The 19,590-nt window shown below is 36.6% G+C and carries 20 protein-coding genes; 6 read left to right on the forward strand and 14 right to left on the reverse strand.

Annotation, left to right across the window (positions count from 1 at the left end; all coding sequences use genetic code 11):
* Positions 1 to 143 precede the first annotated feature (143 nt).
* Both QM491_RS05885 and QM491_RS05890 read right to left on the reverse strand, forming a co-directional pair.
* On the reverse strand, positions 144 to 536 hold the full coding sequence (locus tag QM491_RS05885) for a hypothetical protein (RefSeq protein ID WP_283326356.1): 393 nt from the start codon (positions 534 to 536) through the stop codon (positions 144 to 146).
* Between the two features lie 418 nt (positions 537 to 954).
* Positions 955 to 3,588: a valine--tRNA ligase gene (locus QM491_RS05890; protein ID WP_283326358.1), complete on the reverse strand. Its 2,634-nt coding sequence runs from the start codon at positions 3,586 to 3,588 to the stop codon at positions 955 to 957.
* Between the two features lie 264 nt (positions 3,589 to 3,852).
* Here QM491_RS05890 and QM491_RS05895 point away from each other — a divergent pair, with 264 nt between their 5' ends.
* A complete protein-coding gene (locus QM491_RS05895) occupies positions 3,853 to 4,308 on the forward strand; it encodes a sterol desaturase family protein (protein WP_283326360.1) in 456 nt (151 codons plus the stop codon).
* 148 nt (positions 4,309 to 4,456) lie between these two features.
* On the opposite strand, the gene QM491_RS05900 is transcribed toward QM491_RS05895, so the two are convergent.
* The 7 genes from QM491_RS05900 to lipB form a co-directional block, all read right to left on the reverse strand.
* A complete protein-coding gene (locus QM491_RS05900) occupies positions 4,457 to 5,635 on the reverse strand; it encodes a hypothetical protein (RefSeq protein WP_283326361.1) in 1,179 nt (392 codons plus the stop codon).
* A 249-nt stretch (positions 5,636 to 5,884) separates the two neighbouring features.
* The gene (locus QM491_RS05905; protein ID WP_283326363.1) at positions 5,885 to 6,613 is read right to left on the reverse strand and encodes a 3'-5' exonuclease; all 729 of its coding nucleotides are present in this window, start codon (positions 6,611 to 6,613) and stop codon (positions 5,885 to 5,887) included.
* Positions 6,614 to 6,672: 59 nt separating this feature from the next.
* Positions 6,673 to 7,080, reverse strand: a complete 408-nt coding sequence (locus QM491_RS05910) for a hypothetical protein (protein WP_283326364.1) — start codon at positions 7,078 to 7,080, stop codon at positions 6,673 to 6,675.
* Between the two features lie 118 nt (positions 7,081 to 7,198).
* The gene (locus tag QM491_RS05915) at positions 7,199 to 7,699 is read right to left on the reverse strand and encodes a hypothetical protein (RefSeq protein ID WP_283326365.1); all 501 of its coding nucleotides are present in this window, start codon (positions 7,697 to 7,699) and stop codon (positions 7,199 to 7,201) included.
* A gap of 129 nt (positions 7,700 to 7,828) precedes the next feature.
* Positions 7,829 to 8,329, reverse strand: coding sequence for a hypothetical protein (locus QM491_RS05920; protein WP_283326367.1), 501 nt, complete (start codon positions 8,327 to 8,329; stop codon positions 7,829 to 7,831).
* On the reverse strand, positions 8,307 to 9,188 hold the full coding sequence (gene yhdJ, locus QM491_RS05925; RefSeq protein WP_283326369.1) for an adenine-specific DNA-methyltransferase: 882 nt from the start codon (positions 9,186 to 9,188) through the stop codon (positions 8,307 to 8,309). Before yhdJ ends, QM491_RS05920 begins: the two co-directional genes overlap by 23 nt.
* Positions 9,189 to 9,282: 94 nt before the next feature.
* A complete protein-coding gene (lipB, locus tag QM491_RS05930) occupies positions 9,283 to 9,996 on the reverse strand; it encodes a lipoyl(octanoyl) transferase LipB (protein ID WP_283326370.1) in 714 nt (237 codons plus the stop codon).
* A gap of 23 nt (positions 9,997 to 10,019) precedes the next feature.
* On the opposite strand from lipB, the gene QM491_RS05935 reads away from it, so the two are divergent.
* A complete protein-coding gene (locus tag QM491_RS05935) occupies positions 10,020 to 10,442 on the forward strand; it encodes a YraN family protein (protein ID WP_283326371.1) in 423 nt (140 codons plus the stop codon).
* Positions 10,443 to 10,507: 65 nt separating this feature from the next.
* On the opposite strand, the gene QM491_RS05940 is transcribed toward QM491_RS05935, so the two are convergent.
* Together QM491_RS05940 and fcl are read right to left on the reverse strand one after the other, a co-directional pair.
* Positions 10,508 to 11,239, reverse strand: a complete 732-nt coding sequence (locus tag QM491_RS05940) for an SAM-dependent methyltransferase (RefSeq protein ID WP_283326372.1) — start codon at positions 11,237 to 11,239, stop codon at positions 10,508 to 10,510.
* A gap of 120 nt (positions 11,240 to 11,359) precedes the next feature.
* Positions 11,360 to 12,301, reverse strand: a complete 942-nt coding sequence (gene fcl / locus QM491_RS05945; RefSeq protein ID WP_283326373.1) for a GDP-L-fucose synthase — start codon at positions 12,299 to 12,301, stop codon at positions 11,360 to 11,362.
* A 238-nt stretch (positions 12,302 to 12,539) separates the two neighbouring features.
* On the opposite strand from fcl, the gene QM491_RS05950 reads away from it, so the two are divergent.
* The 3 genes from QM491_RS05950 to QM491_RS05960 all read left to right on the forward strand — a co-directional run bounded on the left by QM491_RS05950 (position 12,540) and on the right by QM491_RS05960 (position 16,573).
* On the forward strand, positions 12,540 to 13,562 hold the full coding sequence (locus tag QM491_RS05950; RefSeq protein WP_283326375.1) for a toxin-antitoxin system YwqK family antitoxin: 1,023 nt from the start codon (positions 12,540 to 12,542) through the stop codon (positions 13,560 to 13,562).
* 462 nt (positions 13,563 to 14,024) lie between these two features.
* Positions 14,025 to 15,497 carry an aldehyde dehydrogenase (NADP(+)) gene (locus QM491_RS05955; RefSeq protein WP_283326377.1) on the forward strand — a complete coding sequence of 491 codons (1,473 nt, stop codon included), beginning with the start codon at positions 14,025 to 14,027 and terminating at the stop codon, positions 15,495 to 15,497.
* A 203-nt stretch (positions 15,498 to 15,700) separates the two neighbouring features.
* Positions 15,701 to 16,573 (forward strand): 3-keto-disaccharide hydrolase, encoded by an 873-nt coding sequence (locus tag QM491_RS05960; protein ID WP_283326378.1) that lies wholly within the window; start codon positions 15,701 to 15,703, stop codon positions 16,571 to 16,573.
* A gap of 101 nt (positions 16,574 to 16,674) precedes the next feature.
* On the opposite strand, the gene QM491_RS05965 is transcribed toward QM491_RS05960, so the two are convergent.
* From QM491_RS05965 to QM491_RS05975, 3 genes are all read right to left on the reverse strand, one after another.
* Positions 16,675 to 17,220, reverse strand: a complete 546-nt coding sequence (locus tag QM491_RS05965) for a CopD family protein (protein WP_166550926.1) — start codon at positions 17,218 to 17,220, stop codon at positions 16,675 to 16,677.
* A 6-nt stretch (positions 17,221 to 17,226) separates the two neighbouring features.
* Positions 17,227 to 17,958, reverse strand: coding sequence for a polyprenol monophosphomannose synthase (locus QM491_RS05970; protein ID WP_283326379.1), 732 nt, complete (start codon positions 17,956 to 17,958; stop codon positions 17,227 to 17,229).
* Between the two features lie 208 nt (positions 17,959 to 18,166).
* Positions 18,167 to 18,544: a DUF4296 domain-containing protein gene (locus tag QM491_RS05975; protein WP_283326381.1), complete on the reverse strand. Its 378-nt coding sequence runs from the start codon at positions 18,542 to 18,544 to the stop codon at positions 18,167 to 18,169.
* 170 nt (positions 18,545 to 18,714) lie between these two features.
* Here QM491_RS05975 and QM491_RS05980 point away from each other — a divergent pair, with 170 nt between their 5' ends.
* Entirely contained in the window at positions 18,715 to 19,584 is an 870-nt protein-coding gene (locus tag QM491_RS05980) for a DUF58 domain-containing protein (RefSeq protein ID WP_283326382.1), read from the forward strand.
* Positions 19,585 to 19,590 lie beyond the last annotated feature (6 nt).

Consider the following 19,590-nt stretch of genomic DNA (forward strand, 5'->3'; position numbering starts at 1 on the left):
AGGGTAAATACATGAAATTTTGATGAGATTATTAAAATTCATCTACGTATTTAACCACAAAATGCTCAATAGTAAATCACTCATTCACTTTCTCTCAATAAAGAGCCAAGAATGTTAATTTGAAATAAAAGGAAGGTATTCGATTAGAATCGGGGTGGATTGAGTAGCGACGAGGCTAATAAGAAGTCATAAAGGTTTTGCCAAGCAAAGTTGGGACCAACAAAAACCTTAATAATGGGCTTAAATTTCAGCGAAATTTGCTGACAAAAAGATGGCAAAAAGGCATGAACCGCCTGAGAGTCCAGACTAGGTAAGTGTGAATGCGAGTGTTTAGCAGTTTTGGTATGCTTTGAGGCAGCCGAATAGTGCATAGCTAAGAAACTCAAAAAGCTCATATTGCTTTCTTCGGTTTTACAATGCCACTGGTAGTGCTTCACCAACTCACCTATTTTTGCCAATTGCAAAGCATCCACCTTTGGGAAGAGACTTCCCAACAGGAGTGTAATACTTAGAAATATGGCAATAAATTGTTTCATGAAACAAAGGTAGTTGTTAAATCCAATCCAAAAGTATTTAGTAATAAAAACTTTTATAGATTGGATTATTTTTATTTTCTGGTTGGAGTAAAGTAATGTAGAAAAGTTTAATCTTATTGCTCATTTTTACAAAAATGTTGAAAAATAGACAGTTTTATAACCGTATCTATCCATTTTTAATGAAAAACTAGCAATTTTCCACAAAAGTTATCCACATTGCAAACTTATCCACTGTGGAAAAGCCCCTAATTGTGGATAAGTCTTTTTTAGCCGATTTTATGTCAAACATCCTAAATTTGGCTAATTATTTATAACGATTCTAAGGAAGCTTTGAAATAGTTGTTTTGAAATTATGATAAAAAATAAGCCCCTTGTAAGGCAAAATACCTTACAAGGGGCTTTTATGAGATGTATAATCTTACATTGCTTTCAAACGAGCGATAGTCTCTTCCAATGCCTTAATCTTCGACTCGGCATCGGCTAACTTTTGGCGTTCTTTTTCTACTACATCAGGTTTTGCATTGTTGACAAATCTTTCGTTTGACAATTTTGCTTCAACCGATTTTTTGAATCCTAAGTTATATTCTAACTCTTTGGTAGCATTTGCTAATTCAGCTTCTACGTCTAGTTCTCCTTCAAGACTTATAAAGAATTCATCAGCTTTTAGTACAAAAGAAATAGCGTTTTCGACATTGCTAGAAACGTACTCTATCGCAAAGGTATTTGCTAGCTTCACGATGATAGATTCTAATTGTTTGTAACGGGCTACATCTTCGGTTTTAATCGCCAATGGCAACTCTGTCTTTGGTGAAATTTGCTTAGTATTACGAGTTTCACGAACTTTTGAAACAATACCAAACAAGATTTCAAAATCTGCTAATACTTGTGTATCGATTTTGCCAGCTACTGGATAAGCGGCGCGGCAAATACTTTCACCTTCTTGACGCTCTGCAATAGCTTGCCAGATTTCTTCGGTAATAAATGGCATATATGGATGAGCCAAAGCCATTAATTTTTCAAAAATATCAATAGTAGCATCATACGTAGCTTGGTCAATTGGTGAACCAAAAGTAGGTTTGATAATTTCGAGATATTGTCCACAGAAATCATCCCAAATCAAGTTATAAATCGACAACAAGGCATCCGAAATACGGAATTTGCTAAAATGGTCTTGAACTTCAATTACAACCTGACTGATTTTTGAGTTAAACCATTTAATCGCTAATGTATTACCTGTTGGCTGTTCTGCATCAGCAATTTCCCAGCCTTTTACCAAACGGAACGCATTCCAAACTTTATTACAGAAGTTACGTCCTTGTTCACACAGTTTTTCATCAAAAAGTAAGTCGTTACCCGCAGGTGCTGAAACCAACAAGCCCGTACGAACGCCATCGGCACCGTACTGCGCAATCAAATCTAATGGGTCTGGAGAGTTACCCAATGATTTGGACATTTTGCGACCTTGCTTATCACGTACAATACCTGTCAGGTACACATTGCGGAATGGTAATTCGTCACGCCATTCGTAACCTGCGATAATCATACGAGCTACCCAGAAGAACAAAATATCTGGTCCAGTTACCAAATCATTGGTAGGGTAGTAGTATTTAATATCTTCGTTTTCAGGGTTTTCGATACCATCAAATACCGAAATTGGCCACAACCAAGACGAGAACCAAGTATCCAATACGTCTGGGTCTTGTGTCAAATCCTCCTCAGTCAAGGCAAACAATTGCAATTCGTGTTGAGCTTTACGCAATGCTTCACGTTTGTTCTTTGCCACGATTACAGTACCATCTTGCAAATAAAACGCTGGGATTTGTTGTCCCCACCAAAGCTGACGGCTAATACACCAGTCATGTACGTTTTCCATCCATGAGCGGTAGGTATTTTTAAATTTTGAAGGATACAACTTAACGTTGTCATTCATTACGTTTTCGAGTGCAGGTTTTGAAATGTCTTCCATTTTCAAGAACCATTGCAACGACAATTTTGGCTCGATTACAGCACCAGTACGTTCTGAAGTTTTAACGATTGATTTGTATTCTTCAACTTTTACTAAGAATCCTGCCTCTTCTAAATCTTTTACGATATTGCGACGAGCGGCAAAACGATCTTGACCAACATATAAAACGGCTTTTTCATTCAAGAAACCAGCGTCATCCAAAATATCGATAACAGGTAATTTATGCTTTAAGCCTAATTCGTAGTCATTCAAATCGTGGGCAGGTGTTACTTTCAAACAACCTGTACCAAAATCCATGGCTACGTATTCGTCAGTAATTACAGGAATAGCACGACCCAACAATGGAATCTCTACTGATTTACCATGATATGCTACATAGCGTTCATCGTTTGGATTCACACAGATAGCAGTATCGGCCATGATGGTTTCAGGACGCGTAGTTGCAATCGTCAAAAACTCACCTTCAGCACCAACTACTGGATATTGGATATGGAAAAGTTTTGCCTGAACATCCTTTTCAATTACTTCTTCGTCTGAAAGAGCTGTTTTACCTTGTGGGTCCCAGTTAACCATACGAACGCCACGATAAATCTGTCCTTTTCCGTACAAACGAACGAACGTATCAATTACGGCTTCGTACAAAGATGGCTCCATGGTAAAGCGAGTTCTATCCCAGTCACAAGAAGCACCTAATTTCTTCAACTGTTCTAGGATAATACCGCCGTATTTATCTTTCCATTCGTGGGCATATTCCAAAAACTCCTCACGAGTAATATCTTTTTTCTCGATACCTCTCTCTTTCAACATCGCCACGACTTTAGCTTCTGTTGCAATCGAAGCGTGGTCTGTACCAGGCACCCAACAAGCCTCTTTACCTTCCATTCGAGCCTTACGAATAAGGACGTCTTGGATGGTATTATTCAACATGTGTCCCATGTGCAAAACGCCCGTAACATTTGGTGGCGGAATGACTATTGAATAAGGTTCTTTATCAGGATTAGGCTTGGATGCAAATAGCTTGTTGTCAAGCCAATATTGATACCATTTGGCTTCAATTTCTTGTGGAGTGTACGTTTTTGAAATCATATTTGTATGAATCTATTGCTGTCGGCAAAAGCTTGTTTGCTTTCGATACTATTGATTTGGAATAAAAATTGTGAATACCTAAAGCTTAAGCTGGCTTGCCTAACAAATTTTAGTTTGCAAAGATAGGGATTTTGGCGCAATGGCAGGCTAATAAAGTGATTTTCAAGAGTACGGTTTTTACAAATCTGCATGTATCTTCACCAAACAATTGTATTTATTTATTGGTTAAACCTTTAGATTTTAACCAGACATCTACTCAAAATTATGTTACTCAAACTTGGACTGTTCTTCGGCACGTTTTTCTTTATGGAGGGATTTGCGTGGTTTACTCATAAATATATCATGCACGGTATCATGTGGAATTGGCACGAATCCCATCATGTACACCATAATGAAGTATTAGAAAAAAACGATTTGTTTTCGGTGGTATTCGGTCTTATTTCTACTGTTACAATTATAGTAGGAGATTTAGTGCCAGAGTTATGGTTTTTGTTCTGGATAGGGCTAGGTGTGGCGCTTTACGGCACATTTTACTTTATTTTCCATGATATTATTGTTCATCGTCGTCTCAAAATTAAATACGTCGCCAAAAGCAAGTATATGAAAAGGATTATGCGTGCCCACTTTATTCACCACAAAGTACATACACGCGATGGAGCAGAAGCATTTGGTTTTTTGTATGCTCCCAAAAAATACGAAGGAGGAAAAGAAAGAATCTAATCGAGTGCGGATTGCGGAGTTGGGAGTGTGGAATTTAAAAGAGTATTTTCTATAAGATTAGGCTTTAAGCAAGAGAAAATCTACTTTTCAACTATTGCCTAAAGCCTAATACCTATCGCTATAAATCCACTTTGTGCCTTACAATATTCTACTCCAACAAAAGCAACAACATTTCAGCAGCCTGCCAAGCGTTGGTTGGAGCAATGCGTAAATCCACCAAGGTTTGGTCAATAATACCGAGTGATTCGTAGTTCAAATCTATTACTTCTGCTTCCCATGTCAAAGGGTATTCACGAGCCGAGATTGGACCTTTATTTTGTTTGAAAAAATGATCTTCGGCCCACACATATTGTGGCGAGTTTAAAGCCAAGTTATCATCTACCTGATCTCCTTTCACATAATCTTTTTGAAAATCCCACCAAATCAGAGAAGAATAAGAATCATATTGTGCGGGAATTTTGTATTTATCGGGCAACTGCATTTCTTTTAGGCCAAATTTCAACCATTTTGTCTGGTAAACAGGGTGCGGAAGCATATCAGCAGTACGACCTTCAATGAAACCTTCTTTGTCAAAATTATCTGCTTCATCCAAAATTTTACTCACCAAAGGATGCTTTTTATCAGCAACTGTCGAAAGCATATATAATACTTGCCCTAGGTTGTCAGCCTCAGCATAGCCAGCATTATTATTACGGTCAAAAGGCGTATTCAAGCCTTTAATCCAGGCTTCTATTAAAGATAAGTTATTGGTCTTTTTTAGCGCCATTGTAATAATAGCAGCACTTTTAAACCAAGGTTTGGTATAAACTAAGGCATTTGCCAATGGTTTTCCTTCCTGAATGTTCATCAATAGTTCATGATGTAGCGTTCTTAATACCGTAGGGAATTTTTTATCACTAAAGGTTGGTAAGGTAATAGGACTTTCGGCAAGAATAATCTGAAGGCTATTTTCATACACATACACGCCTGTTTCGTCTTCTTGAATATCGACAGCACGTCCGTCTTGCAATTCCAAATGTACCAAATATTCTGAAGGTACAATCAGGGCAGATTTTATTTTCCAACGACGAATCACACGCTTATCACTTAGTGCAACAATTCGCCCATCTTTGTAAAACATTTTGGGACGATTGCCCATTCCAAAAAAGAAAAACTTCGCATCTGGGAGATTACGCTTTTTAGGATGTTCTTTTCTAAAGCTGGTCAGTTCTTCTCGATAAGACTGTAATAGCTTTTCAGCTTTAGGTTGTGTATATAGCTGCGCATGGCTAGTCTGAGCAAAAAGCAAATACAGAAGGCTAGTGATTAAGAGTATATAATGTTTCATGGCTTATTGATAGCATTAAAACATCAAATTTAGAGAATTTAAGGATATGAACTCTATATTCTCGATTTTTCCCTGTAGGTACATCAGTTGAATAAGTACTAATACTTATTGCTATTGTGTGAGTTATGATTTAGTGAATGTGTTATTTCGGATTTGAGATTTTTGATTTCGGAAATATGAAAACCCACCTTTGCTACTCCCCAAAAGTGGGTTATACTTCTGCAATTCAATAACTGATATACTATTAACTTAAATTCTTTCGATATTGTCTTCAGGAACTAAAGGTAGATTATGAAATTTTAGATAGAGCTGCGCTAATACGACGACATCTTCCTGGCAATATCTGGCAATTTTAGGAAGATCTTTTTCCACATAATAGGTGTGATTTACCAAATCGCCACTCAACTCAACCTTACTGCTTGGTATATTGAAAATGGCTGCCAGTAAATCTAAAGAGGTATAATTTTTCTTATCACCAAACTTCCACAACTCTAAAGTATCCAAATGAGGTATTTCCCATGGTTTTTTACCTGCTAATTGCAAGGATTTGGGAATATTAACTTCATTTATCAACATTCGTCTACATAGATATGGATAATCAAACTCCTTGCCGTTGTGTGCACAAAGCATGAGGCTATTACCTTTATATTTGGATTCAATGAGTGATGAGAATTGCGATAAAAGCTCTGTTTCCGAATCGGCGGTGAGTGTTTTTACCTTGAAACAAAGTTGATTGTCGTCGTCCCAATGAAAAAAGCCTAAGCCAATCGCTACGACTTTACCAAACTCAGCATAAATCCCCGCTCGTTCAAAATACAATTTTCCTTCATCGTATTGGTGAGGGTTTTGCATATAACTTGCTTTTTTTGACCAAAATTCTTGCATACGTGTAGGCACTTCATCCCAACTTCCGTGAGCAGAAACAGTTTCGATATCAATAAATAAGAGATTTTTTGCGATTTTAGCTAAGTCAAGCATAGAAGGTAATGGTTAAAGTGTAGTAAAACTGGCTGATAGATTACTATCAGCCAAAATGGTTATTCATGGAGTACCCCTTCAAGCTCCAATTGAGCTATTGGAATTAGGTTTTCTTCACGAATACTATCAGGAACAAAGATAAACTTTTTATCAAAAATCTGATTCCCAATATAATAACTCACCCAATATTCATTATTGATATGAAAAACATCTGGTGAGATAGGCTCTATTTTGACGATTTCTTCAGCAGGAATTTCTTTAAAAAAATGACGTAAAGAAGCCGTTTTGATTTTATTTCCTTCCAAATCAATTCCATAACCACTTGATGTTACAAATACCGTATCAATAGGGTTTTTCAAGCGATTAATTAAATATACATCCCAAAGGACATTTCCAAGTTCATCCTGACGACGTGCAACAGCTACTTTTACGCCATCAACGGTAGGATGGATTATATCTTTTTTCATAAATGCTTTGTTGTATTCTTCGTAAAATATGAGAAGACCTCTCTATTCATTTTATATTGTGTTCTATCATTACTTCATAATAAAGTTGATAAAATAGAATCTCTATTATTCAAATTTGCTATTCTATAGACTCATCTATTTCAGGCATCTCAGTATAGTTGAACTCGACCTTACTTTGTGTAATTATCTCCTCTAAAATATTTTTGAGATACCCTAATTTTATACTATCCATAAAGCGTTGGTTAAGTACTGGAATATTAATTATTTCTTCAATACAGCTCATATACTTATCAACAATAGCTGTAATCAAATAAATTTTGCTTGTATTATTCTTAATTTTCGTCAAAATATTATCAACTGACTCCTCTGATTTGATAACGAACGTGATGGGAAATTTTTGAATTTTGTCTATATCCAGAAAGTACTTCTTAAAGTCTAACGTTTCTGTTACTTGAAAAAAACGCCCCAAGGGCTTCATAACAAAGTCAATTCCGCCATCATTTGCGTTGGTTCTTCCCGTTTTGAAAAGCTGTAGGTTTTCTTTCGTTAATTGATCTACTTCATTGCCCCAATATATGTGTTGATCGTGATAATAATACTTAAGAATAGAAAAGCTCACAATTTCAAAAAGTCGTGCGTCAACATTCGGTGCAAGCAGATTAATGATAAATTCAATTACTTCGTCTGGATTTGACTTCTCTATTTCTTTAAATTCTTCAAGAGTTTTTATGAAACGTTGGAAAGCATCTTACTTTGTTCTTATATATTCATCAATAATTTCAATGATTACATCGGCTAAATTGTACGTAGTTTCACCAATTTTTACAGTAAGCAGATGTTCGTTTATCCAGTATCGATTTGTTTCAAGATTTCTTAGAATAGGAATAAAATCAGAAGTTGGAAAATACTTTTGAAACTCCGCATTCATACGGTTATTTAAAGTATGGTTTTGCAACTTACTACCAAATGGCAATTCTCTTTGTCTAGTAAACAAGCTTACAAAAGCCGCACCTTCATAATCTGCGTAGCCACCTTGTTTATCATAGCCATGAGCCAAGTAATCTTCAATAATAACATAAATAGCGTACAGATTAGCAAAACTAGACCGAGCTTTTGAGCCTTTATTTACCGACTGTGTTTTAAAATTTAAGTATTGAATTAACTGACTATTATTAAAAATATCCTCGCTATGTTTCCCAAAATATTTTGTTAAGGCTTTTTTGATATTAGCCGTGAATATATGTTCCATTGGGTTCAAATAGGGTTGTTTGGTTAATATTCGCTGTTTTTTCAGTTTCAAAAGTGCGAACGTCTCTGTGAAGTTTTTCACCTTTGTACTCGTCTGCCAATTGTAAACGTCTTAACCCTATTTTGATATACTCATCTTGTAACTCTATTCCGATACTGTTTCTATTGAGTTTTTTAGCAACAAAACAAGTAGTAAAAGTTCCAGAAAAGGGGTCTAAAACCAAATCACCTTCATTAGAACTTGCCTTAATAATTCGCTCCAGTAATGCAATAGGCTTTTGGGTTGGATGGTTCTCGTATTCATCCATACGGTACCGCACGCGTGGAAAATCCCATACATTACCTGGTACTTTCTCAGAGCTATAAACAGAAGGGACAGCCTTGCGATAATCAATAAGTTTACGTTTAGCTCCAGTTTTGGCTTCTACCAAAATATCATTTGCATTGAACGTATAATTATTTTTGTCTTTTACACAGAACAATATTGGTTCATACATCGAACCAAAATATTTTTTTGCCTGCACTCCTGAACTGTCATAACTCCAAACTACTCTTGAAAGTATATCTAGTTTTTTGCGAAGAAATATATCAAAATATGGCATAAATTGAGTAGCAGTCATTACATAAAAACTACCTCTTGGTTTGAGCTTTTGGATACATAAGTCAAGCCATTGATAACACCAATCTAAATAAGCTTCTTCAGTTTTCCATTTTTCAATATGTCCATTAAAATTCTTCCCAATATTGTAAGGTGGATCAGCAAATATGAGGTCAACAGAACTGTCTGGTAGCGATTTTAGAGCATCCAAAGCATCTCCGTGAATAATTTTATGTATGTCATTTCCAAATGTTTCCATCATTCATTTTTTGCTAAGTCCGTGAGTTTAGAATAATACCTTCTTTTTACTAGAAATTATTAATTTTCTCATTTTAGAAAAAATCGTATTCAATCACTTACGCTATTTCAAATTCAAATATCTCTTTCAAATGCCCTAACATGCGACTTTCTACTTCAGTCATTTCTATCTCGCGACCAACTTCCAACGAAATAGATGTCACAGCTTTATCGTCGATTCCACAGGGTACAATATGAGAAAAATAACTCAAGTCGGTATTTACATTCAAGGCAAAGCCGTGCATAGTGACCCAACGACTAGCTTTTACACCCATAGCACAGATTTTACGAGGATTTTTTTGTTCAACAAAATCAATCCATACACCTGTGAGCCCATCGATTCGACCTGCTTCGATACCGTAATCTGCACAAGTACGAATTACGGCTTCTTCCATAAAACGCATGTATCGATGAATATCGGTAAAGAAATTTTCTAAATCAAAAATCGGATAACCCACCAACTGACCGTAACCATGATAGGTAATATCGCCTCCTCGGTTGATTTTAAAATACTGGGCATGATACTTCTCCAAACCTTCGTCGTCCAACAATAAATGCTCTGGTTTACCACTTTTTCCTAGCGTATATACATGCGGATGCTGACAAAACAAAAGATAGTTAGGCGTTGCCCTTGGGGTTTCCTCAGGACTAATTTTACGGTTTTGTAGTTTAATCTCTACTATTTCAGCATGGAGTTTTTCTTGATAATCCCAAGCTTCTTGGTAATCTATTACTCCTAAACTCTGAAACTTTACCTTTTTATGCTGTTCCATTTTTCACAACACTGTTCTTTCTAGTGCCAAAGAAATTTAAAGTAAAAAATATTTATTTTCTTATCAAACAACAAACCCTAATAGATAATTCAATGGCCGAACACCTAGACACTGGTCGCGAAGCAGAAGACTTGGCTGCGTCCTATTTAATCGACAAAGGCTACGAAATTGTAGCCCGAAATTACCGTTATGGTCATGCCGAAGTGGATTTAATTATCCGAAAAGGCATTTTTTTAGTCTTTGTTGAGGTAAAATCCCGCAAGAATATCAAATTCGGAATGCCCGAAGCCGCAGTTAGCAAACTCAAAGTCTCGCTAGTCAAACGTGCAGCTGATTTTTACGTTTACAAAACCAATTGGCACAAACAAATACGATTTGATGTCATATCGATTATTTTTCGCTCAGATGGTTTCGAAATCAAGCATTTTGAAGATGCCTTTTATTAGATGTTAGCAAAAGGGGCAAAGCGTATTCACAAAGCTTCGCTTTGTCCCTTTTGGCTAAGCTTACGCTATTTTTCTAAAATAAAAATCATTCGTGGCGATGTTTCAATATCAAAAGTATTGAGATGATAATCTCCAAAAATTTGCTTGAGTTTTAAACCCGCCGCTGAGAAATAATGCTGGAAATCAGTCAATGAAATAGCTTGTACTTTTTCATGAAAGTGATATTCATGACCCTCGTCCGTAAAATCTATATCTTTGATGATAAAGCCCTCTTGCAAGGTTTTAGTAATCTCAAAACGAATACCGTCAATTTCTTTTACCTGAAAAGGTAATAGTTGTTTTTTCACGTATTCTGTATTGAAAAAATCCATCACAAAAATACCTCCTTTGCGCAGGTTGCGAGCTGCCGCCTGAAATGCCTTGATATTTTCGTCGTGATTTTCGAGATAGCCAAAGCTAGTGAATAGGTTTAGGATAAAATCGAAATATCTTTCTTCAAAAACTTCACGCATATCGTGCACAAAAAAATGAAGATGTGCATTTTCGTAAATTTTAGCAAAAGCAATACTCTGTGGCGATAAGTCAACACCTGTTACCTCAAACCCTTTTTGATTGAGATAAATAGCGTGACGCCCCTTACCACAGGCCAAATCCATAATATGATGTTCTGGCTGAATTTGTAAATACGATGATAGTTGGTCCATAAAAAGCTGAGCCTCCTTGTCATCACGTTCTTTGTAAAGAATGTGATAATAAGGCGAATCAAACCACGAGCTAAACCATTCTTTCGTCATCATTGTAAATGTTTGTTACTGGTGAATAGTGATATGTTATCAGGAAGGTTTGTAAGCTTTTGATGATAACTCTATTACTATTTTACTTCAGGTTATTGGTTGTGATTAACCTGAAGCTATTTTTTACAATCTTAAAGCGTCATGATTGGTCAAGAAATCTTGATAAGCCAAACCAATTCCCTCTTCTAATTCAATTTTATGTTTCCAACCATAACTGTGTAGTTTTGAAACATCCATCAATTTGCGTGGTGTCCCATCTGGTTTAGAGGTATCCCATACTAGTTCACCTTCAAAACCTACTACATTTTTTACGGTATTCGCTAATTCTTTGATGGTTACGTCGGTACCTGTTCCTATATTTACCAACTCACGCTCGTTGTAATTTTCCATCAAATATAAGCATGCTTCTGCCAAATCGTCAGCGTGTAAGAACTCACGCATAGGAGAGCCTGTACCCCAAAGTGTTACTTTGGGAGCACCGTTGATTTTTGCCTCATGAAATTTACGAATCATTGCTGGCAATACGTGTGAGTTTTGTAAGTCATAATTATCGTTAGGACCATACAAATTGGTAGGCATTGCCGAAATAAAATTACAGCCATACTGATTGCGATATTCTTCGCACATTTTGATACCTGCAATTTTGGCAATAGCATAAGGCTCATTGGTATATTCCAAATAGCCACTCAACAAGTATTCTTCTTTTAAAGGCTGTGGCGCTAATTTTGGATAAATACAAGAAGAACCCAAAAACATCAATTTCGTCACCTTATTTACATAAGCACTATGAATGACATTGTTCTGTATCGAAAGGTTTTCGTACAAGAAATCGGCACGATAAGTGTTATTAGCTACAATACCACCCACTTTGGCAGCAGCAAGGAATACATAGTCAGGTTTTTCGGCAGCAAAGAAATCTGCTACTGCCTGTTGGTTGCGTAAGTCTAATTCCTTAGATGTACGAAGCAGAAAATTGGTATATCCTGCTTTTTGTAATGCTCGTAAAATGGCAGAACCCACCATTCCACGATGTCCTGCTACATAGATTTTTGCGTCTTTTTCCACGGGTTAATTGATTATTGATGTTCTGGAAAACAGAATCATTTCCAGCGATTTATATCTTAAATAACATTTTTTTGCAAAACAAAAGTTTACAAATATCACCTAAATTCAAGAGTTTTGCCAGAAGGCTTTTTGTTGAAATTTGGATAACAAGATTTCTCTTCCTTCTTTTGTTTAAAAATAAATAAGCAAATTTTTCGTTTGCAAAAGTAATAGATTAGCCTTTGACTACGTGCTACCCATGAGAAGTTTATCCTTTCCCACTACTTTTATCTCGTTGATTTCCATCTTACTACTTCATAGTACTGTAACTTGTATTGCCCAACAAAAAGACGAATTTAAGTCGAGTAGTAAGCCCAAAACCGATACTACCGCTCGCAAAAAAGGGATTTTGGGAGGACTTATCCAGACTGATGTGCTCGATAATATCAAAAATGCAAAGAAGACTATTTCGGACGTAAAAGACGATATAAAAAATAATAAAGAAAAAGCCGAAGAGTTTTCAGCTGACTTAAGCGGTGACCTTGGTTTGAAAGTAAAAAAAGATACCAAGAAAGGTAAAAAAGTAAAAAAAGCGCCTAAAGACGAATATTCGGGAATCAAGTTTGAACGCCGTATCGGCGAATATGGTACGGGCAACCGCTTTACTGTGGAAGAAATTAACGTATTGAGAAATCCTGATGAAGCTACACCAAGTGTTTATGCCAAAGAAATTTGGTGGTATGATCCAAAACTACGTCGTATTACTAATACCCCTCGTAAAGATCTAGAGTATGGTGAAGTTTGTCATGGGCCTTACAAGAAATACGTCAACGATGAATTAGTTGAAGAAGGCTTTTTTTATGTTGGTGTAAAGGATGGTCGTTGGGAAACTTACAATCAAGAATTTATTCTTTTGACAAAAGATAAATACAAAAATGGCTTTCCAGCAGACTCTCATTTTTCGTATTATGACAAAGAACAAAAGAAACTAAAAGAAGTAATCCCTGTAAAATTTGGGAAAGTAACTGGTGAATATCGTTCATTTTACGATGGTGGACAGCTCAAAGAAGAAGGGAAATTTGAAGATAGTATCAAGGTGGGTCGTTGGAGAGAATATCATCAATTTGGTGCTATGGGTCGTCTGAAAAAAGAAACGATGTATCCCAAAGATAAATTCGAAAAAGGCGAAGCGGTTGTTCTTCAAGAGAGAGATAACACAGGAAAATTGATTTATGAAGCACCCAAACAACAAAAACGAAAGGTTGAGGATGACGATAATTAAGTATGAGTGCTGAATTGTGAGTGATGAGTTTTGGGTGTAATTTTATGATTACTAATATTTTATCTCATCAATTTCTTAAATTTAATTCTGCACGATTACTTAAGTTAGTGGGCAAAATTAAAATAATTTTACCCGCATTAAGCTCTAGGCTAAAAGTTGAAATGAATTTCTCATGAAATAATTTAAGCTTTTTTGCCTAATGCCTACGGCTTACTGGCTAAAGCGTTAAAATATTTTTTGAGCCTAAGGGGTATCCCTTGGGCTTTTTGTATTTTATCTTGATTATATGCAGTTGAAATATGAGAGTAATCTCCATTTATAAAAGATAACCTTCAGTCAAGAACACTAAATTACAGATAGGCTGTTAAATTGCTTATGAAATGATTTTTGGGTACTAAATGTGGAAAATAGGTTTCTTCCATGTCTTAGTTCTCTATATAGTTCTTTACAAAAAACAAACTCATGGAAAACCTTCAGCAACATATTGATTCAGTCATGCAAAAAGCCTCTGAGGCTTTTAAGATATATCGTAAAGTTTCAGGAAAGGAGAAAGCTGTTTTTCTCAGAACAATTGCACAAAATATCTTGGATTTAGGTGATAGTTTAATTCAAACAGCACATCAAGAAACTAATATTCCAGAGGCTCGACTCATAGGCGAGCGCACACGTACCTGTTTTCAGCTTGAAACCAATGCCCGTTTGCTGGAGGAAGGCTCGTGGGTTGAGGCTCGTATTGATACCGCATTGCCTGAACGAGAACCGATGCCTCGTCCAGATATTCGCAAAATGTTGATTCCCATTGGCCCAGTTGTCGTTTTTGGTGCCAGCAATTTTCCTTTTGCTTATTCTACGGCAGGAGGCGATACCGCTTCGGCTTTAGCTGCTGGTTGTCCCGTTGTGGTAAAAGGTCACCCTGCTCATGCCAAAACCTCCGAAATGGTAGCGGAAGCTGTTTCAAAAGCTGTATCAACTTGTGGTTTACCAGATGGTACATTTGCACACGTGGCTGGACACAGTTTTGAAGTTGGTCGAGCATTGGTATTGCATCCTATAACCAAAGCCGTTGGTTTTACGGGGTCACTCAACGGAGGAAAAGCGCTTTTTGATTTGGCAAATCAACGCCCTGAACCAATTCCTGTATTTTCGGAAATGGGTAGTATCAATCCTGTAGTGTTAATGCCTGAAAAACTCAAAGAAGAGGCATCACAAATTGCTCTTACTTATGCCAATTCGATTACTTTGGGTATGGGACAGTTTTGCACTAATCCTGGGCTAATTCTGGCAACAGATAATCCGGATTTGGATACTTTCATCAAAATGCTCAGTAAAGCCGTTGAACAGGTAGCACCGGCGGCTATGCTCAATGCTGGAATTTATCAAAATTTTGAAGGAAAAAGAACCGTAGCATTATCGCAAGAAGGTGTCAAAACAGAAGTAGAATCGTTAGCCGAAAAAACTGGTATTATTCAGGCTATTCCAACTATAGCCTCGGTATCGAGTAGTATATTTTTAGAAAATCCTACTTTACATCAAGAAGTGTTTGGGCCATACTCATTGATTGTAAAATGCACCGATTTGGATGATTTGTTGAAAGTTATCGAACATTTAGAAGGTCAACTTACCTCTACTTTGATGGCAACAGAAGAGGAGTTACAAAGTCATCCTGCCATTTTTGAAACTCTTAGAAATAAATGTGGTCGCCTCATTTTTAATGGCGTACCTACTGGTGTTGAGGTTTGTTATGCGATGCAACATGGAGGTCCATTTCCCGCTACAACTGATTCTCGTTTTGGTGCGGTTGGTCCCGACGCTATTAAACGCTGGGTACGACCAGCCAGTTTTCAAAATTTTCCAGAAAAACTATTACCTGCCGAACTACAAAGTCAAAATCCGCTGAATATCTGGAGGATTGTCAACGATGAATGGACTAGATAGATATTAGTGCTGAATTACGAGTTGTGAATTAGGAGTGTAAAGTTTGATTTTTATGCTGTGGTCATTTTTCAAAATGTATTAGAGATTTTCATTCGAAGCACTTTTAAACTTTTAGCTTACAACATAACGCTTAAAGCCTATTGCCGATAAAATTTATTTTACCCACAGAATTTACTGAAATTAATTACCAACTATCAATAACAATGAAAAAACGTCTGATTACCTCTCTGCTTTTAGGACTTTCGTGTATGACTTTTGGACAAAAAAAGAGTGATACAAAAGAATGGGAGCAACTATTTAATGGAAAAAACTTAGATGGCTGGGACATCAAAATCCGCCATTATGATTTGAATGACAACTTTGCCAACACGTTTCGTGTAAAAGACGGAAAATTGGTTGTGTCGTATGATGGTTACGATAAGTTTGATGAAAAATTTGGTCATATTTTCTACAAAAAGAAATTCTCCAACTACATCATCGCTACCGAATATCGTTTTGTAGGCGAGCAAGCGCCTGAAGGACCAGGATGGGCATATCGTAACAGCGGTATCATGCTTCACTGTCAGCCAGCAGCTTCAATGGGGAAAGACCAAGATTTTCCAATTTCGATTGAAGTACAGCTTTTAGGTGGCTCAGGCAAGGGCGAGCGTACTACTTGTAACCTTTGTACACCAGGAACAAATGTAGAAATGAATGGCAAGCTATTTACGCCACACTGTATCAACTCCAAATCAAAAACATACGACGGTGACCAATGGGTAAGAGCCGAAGTGATGGTCTTGGGTGATTCATTGGTAAGACATTATGTAAATGGAGAAATGGTGTTGGAATATCAAAAACCTCAAGTAGGAGGGGGTAATGTTGATGCCTATAACCCTGCCTTCAAACCCGATGGAAAACTATTGAATGAAGGTTATATTTCTCTTCAAAGTGAAAGCCACCCTGTTGAATTCCGTAAAGTTGAAGTATTACAGCTAGAAGGTTGTATGGATCCTAAAGCTTTGAACTATAAGTCTTATTTTATCAAATCTTTACCTAATACCTGCAAATACGCCAAGAAAAAGGGTAAAAAGTAAGTATTAGGAAAGTGGCAAAGGCATAAAGTAACAAAGGCACAAAGTGTAGAGTTTGTTTTCACTTTGTGCCTTTGTGTCTTAATACCTTTGTCACTCTCAAGCTATTTCCTCTTCTCTCTGAGTGATTTTGCAATTTTTACTGCTGTCATAATCAGTACTGCAAAGACTAATAATCCTACTACACCCCAAATCCAGTCGATGGTATTTTTTAGAATTACTAGAAAAACAATCGCAAAAAGGAATATCGTTGCTACTTCGTTATAAAGCCTTAATTGAAAGCTTGTAAATCGAAATTTACCTTCGCGAAGCTCAAAAATAATTTTTCGACAAAGAAAATGGTAAATCAAAAGTCCTACCACAAAGCTTAATTTAAGATGCAACCAGCCATGTTGTGCAAAACTATCCCACCAAGACCAATATACCAACGTCGCACCCGAAATAAGGGTCAACCACATAGCGGGAACCATGATGGCATTGAACAAAACCTTTTCCATCTTCTTGAACTGCTCTTGGATAATATCTCGTTCGAGTTCAGGCTTAGTGTTAGCTTCGGTATGATAAACAAATAAGCGTGGCAAATAGAATAATCCAGCGAACCAGCTCACCACAAAAATAATATGTATGGCCTTGATATGGTTATAATCCATGTATAACTAGCGTTTGTATGATTTGAATAAACTCAACCATTTCATCTGAATAACCCCAAATACAGCTTCCTTAAAGATATTAGCTGACATTTTGGATTCTCCTTTGGTACGGTCGGTAAAGATTATTGGAACTTCTTCGATTTTGAAGCCGTATTTCCAAGTAGTAAACTTCATTTCTACTTGAAAGGCATATCCTACAAATCGAATTTTATCAAGATCTATTGTTTTTAAAACGGTATCACGGTAGCACTTAAAACCTGCTGTGACATCCATGATCGTCATCTGAGTAATAAAGCGTACATAGTATCCTGCAAAATAAGACATCAAAACACGCCCCATTGGCCAGTTTACAACGTTAACACCCTTGATATAACGTGAACCTATAGCTAAATCAGCACCTCCAACAGCACAAGCGTTATAAAGACGAACTAAATCATCAGGATTGTGAGAAAAGTCGGCATCCATTTCAAAAATATATTCAAAACCACGAGCCAACGCATATTTGAACCCATGGATATAGGCTGTTCCTAGTCCTAGTTTTCCCTTTCGTTCTTGCAAATGAAGTCTTTCACCGTATTGTACTTGTAATTCTTTTACTTTGAGGCCAGTCCCATCAGGAGAGCCATCATCTACAATTAACAAGTCAAAACTGGGTTCAAGACTCATTACCTTGTGAATGATAGCTTCAATATTTTCAATTTCGTTGTACGTTGGGATAATGACGATACGATTGTTCATTGATAAAACGATTTTAATGGCTCTTTTACAAAAGCTTTAGAGCACAATGTTATTGTATTAGTAGAATGATATAACGACACAATATTTGAACAAATCCCTAAAATAAGTTTAAAATCATAGTGTTTTGTCAGATGATTCTAAAACTAATTTTTACATTCTCCCTTAGGTATGCTCATGGTGTCATTCTAAAATATCATATTACCTTATATCAGATTGGCTTCTTGGTTGTGTCAGGTTTAGAAGCACGTTGTTTTTTTAAATAGCGTTCATTTTGAACTTCAAGGTCTTTTACTACTTTAGTGTACATCGTTTTAAATTGTTCTGGCTGAGCCACATAATATTTAAAGCTTTCACGGTAAATAGCCGTATCGACACCATATTTCTTGAAAATTTCTTTTTCAAGTCCTTTATAGACTATCAATGACGAATCAGCACTGCCCAAGTGCAAATTATTCACTTGGTTTTCAGCGATATGTACCTCTTCCAGAAGACGTATCATCTTGTCTTCTGGAATCAAATTATCGGGTTTATCGGATGTACTACATGCCGACAAAAGCCCTATCAGTAGAAGAATTCTTGCTCTCACATTTCAAAATTACAGGGATTTTAGGTAGTTTTAAAGCAATTCTTGGATAATTAGGAATTATTAACACTTTTATCTACAAGTACTTGGTTCACTTTATAAAAGTGTGAACTCCTTTCAGCGTTTCGAGTTATTTACATTAAACAGCAATAACTCCATCTACTCAGAAGGCTATGAACCCACAGGCTTTTTTAGCGAAATTACATAAATTCGAAATTCGTATTCGCAAAGCGGTTACCTCCCAAATGCGAGGTAATTTCAACTCTGTGTTTAAAGGTTCTGGACTAGAATTCAGCGACTTACGATTATATCAATATGGCGACGACGTTCGCCTAATCGACTGGAATACCACAGCCAAAGGGCATGGTACTTTTGTCAAAATCTTCAAAGAAGAAAAAGAACAAACTGTTTTTTTTATGGTCGATGTAAGCGCCTCACAGGATGTAGGACGCTCTGATCGCTCAAAATTAGATACTGCTAAAGAAATTTGTGGCGTTCTTACGCTATCTGCTATCAAAGAGGCTAGTCACGTAGGATTACTGTGTTTTTCGGACCAAAAAGAAAAATATATCAAACCTGCCAACACACTCAAACATGGCTACAGGACGATTCTGGAGCTTTTCAAGCTCAAACCTGAATCTGCTGGAACTAACCTTAAAAAAATGGTTTTATTTGGCCTAGAAGTTATCAAGCGCCGTAGTCTTATTTTTGTAGTTTCAGATTTTATAGATACAGGATACGAAGAAAACCTAAAGGCACTTGCTCGAAAACACGACCTAGTAGTGATTCATTTGTACGATCAACGCGAAACCAACTTACCTCGTTTAGGGATTATCCCTGTATTTGATACCGAGAGTAAAAAAACGATTTGGGTCAACGCATCCTCTAGCTGGTTTAGAAATCGAATGAAAAATCTTTTTGAAGATAACTCTAAAACACTTGAACAGCTTTGTAAACAAAATAAAGCCAATTATTTATCCATTGATGCCTCCGAAGATTACGTCAACAAGCTCATTAAATTATTTAAAGTGCGCAAAAAATAAGTAGGC

The sequence above is a fragment of the Flectobacillus longus genome (assembly GCF_030056705.1).
Classification (GTDB): Bacteria; Bacteroidota; Bacteroidia; order Cytophagales; family Spirosomataceae; genus Flectobacillus; species Flectobacillus longus.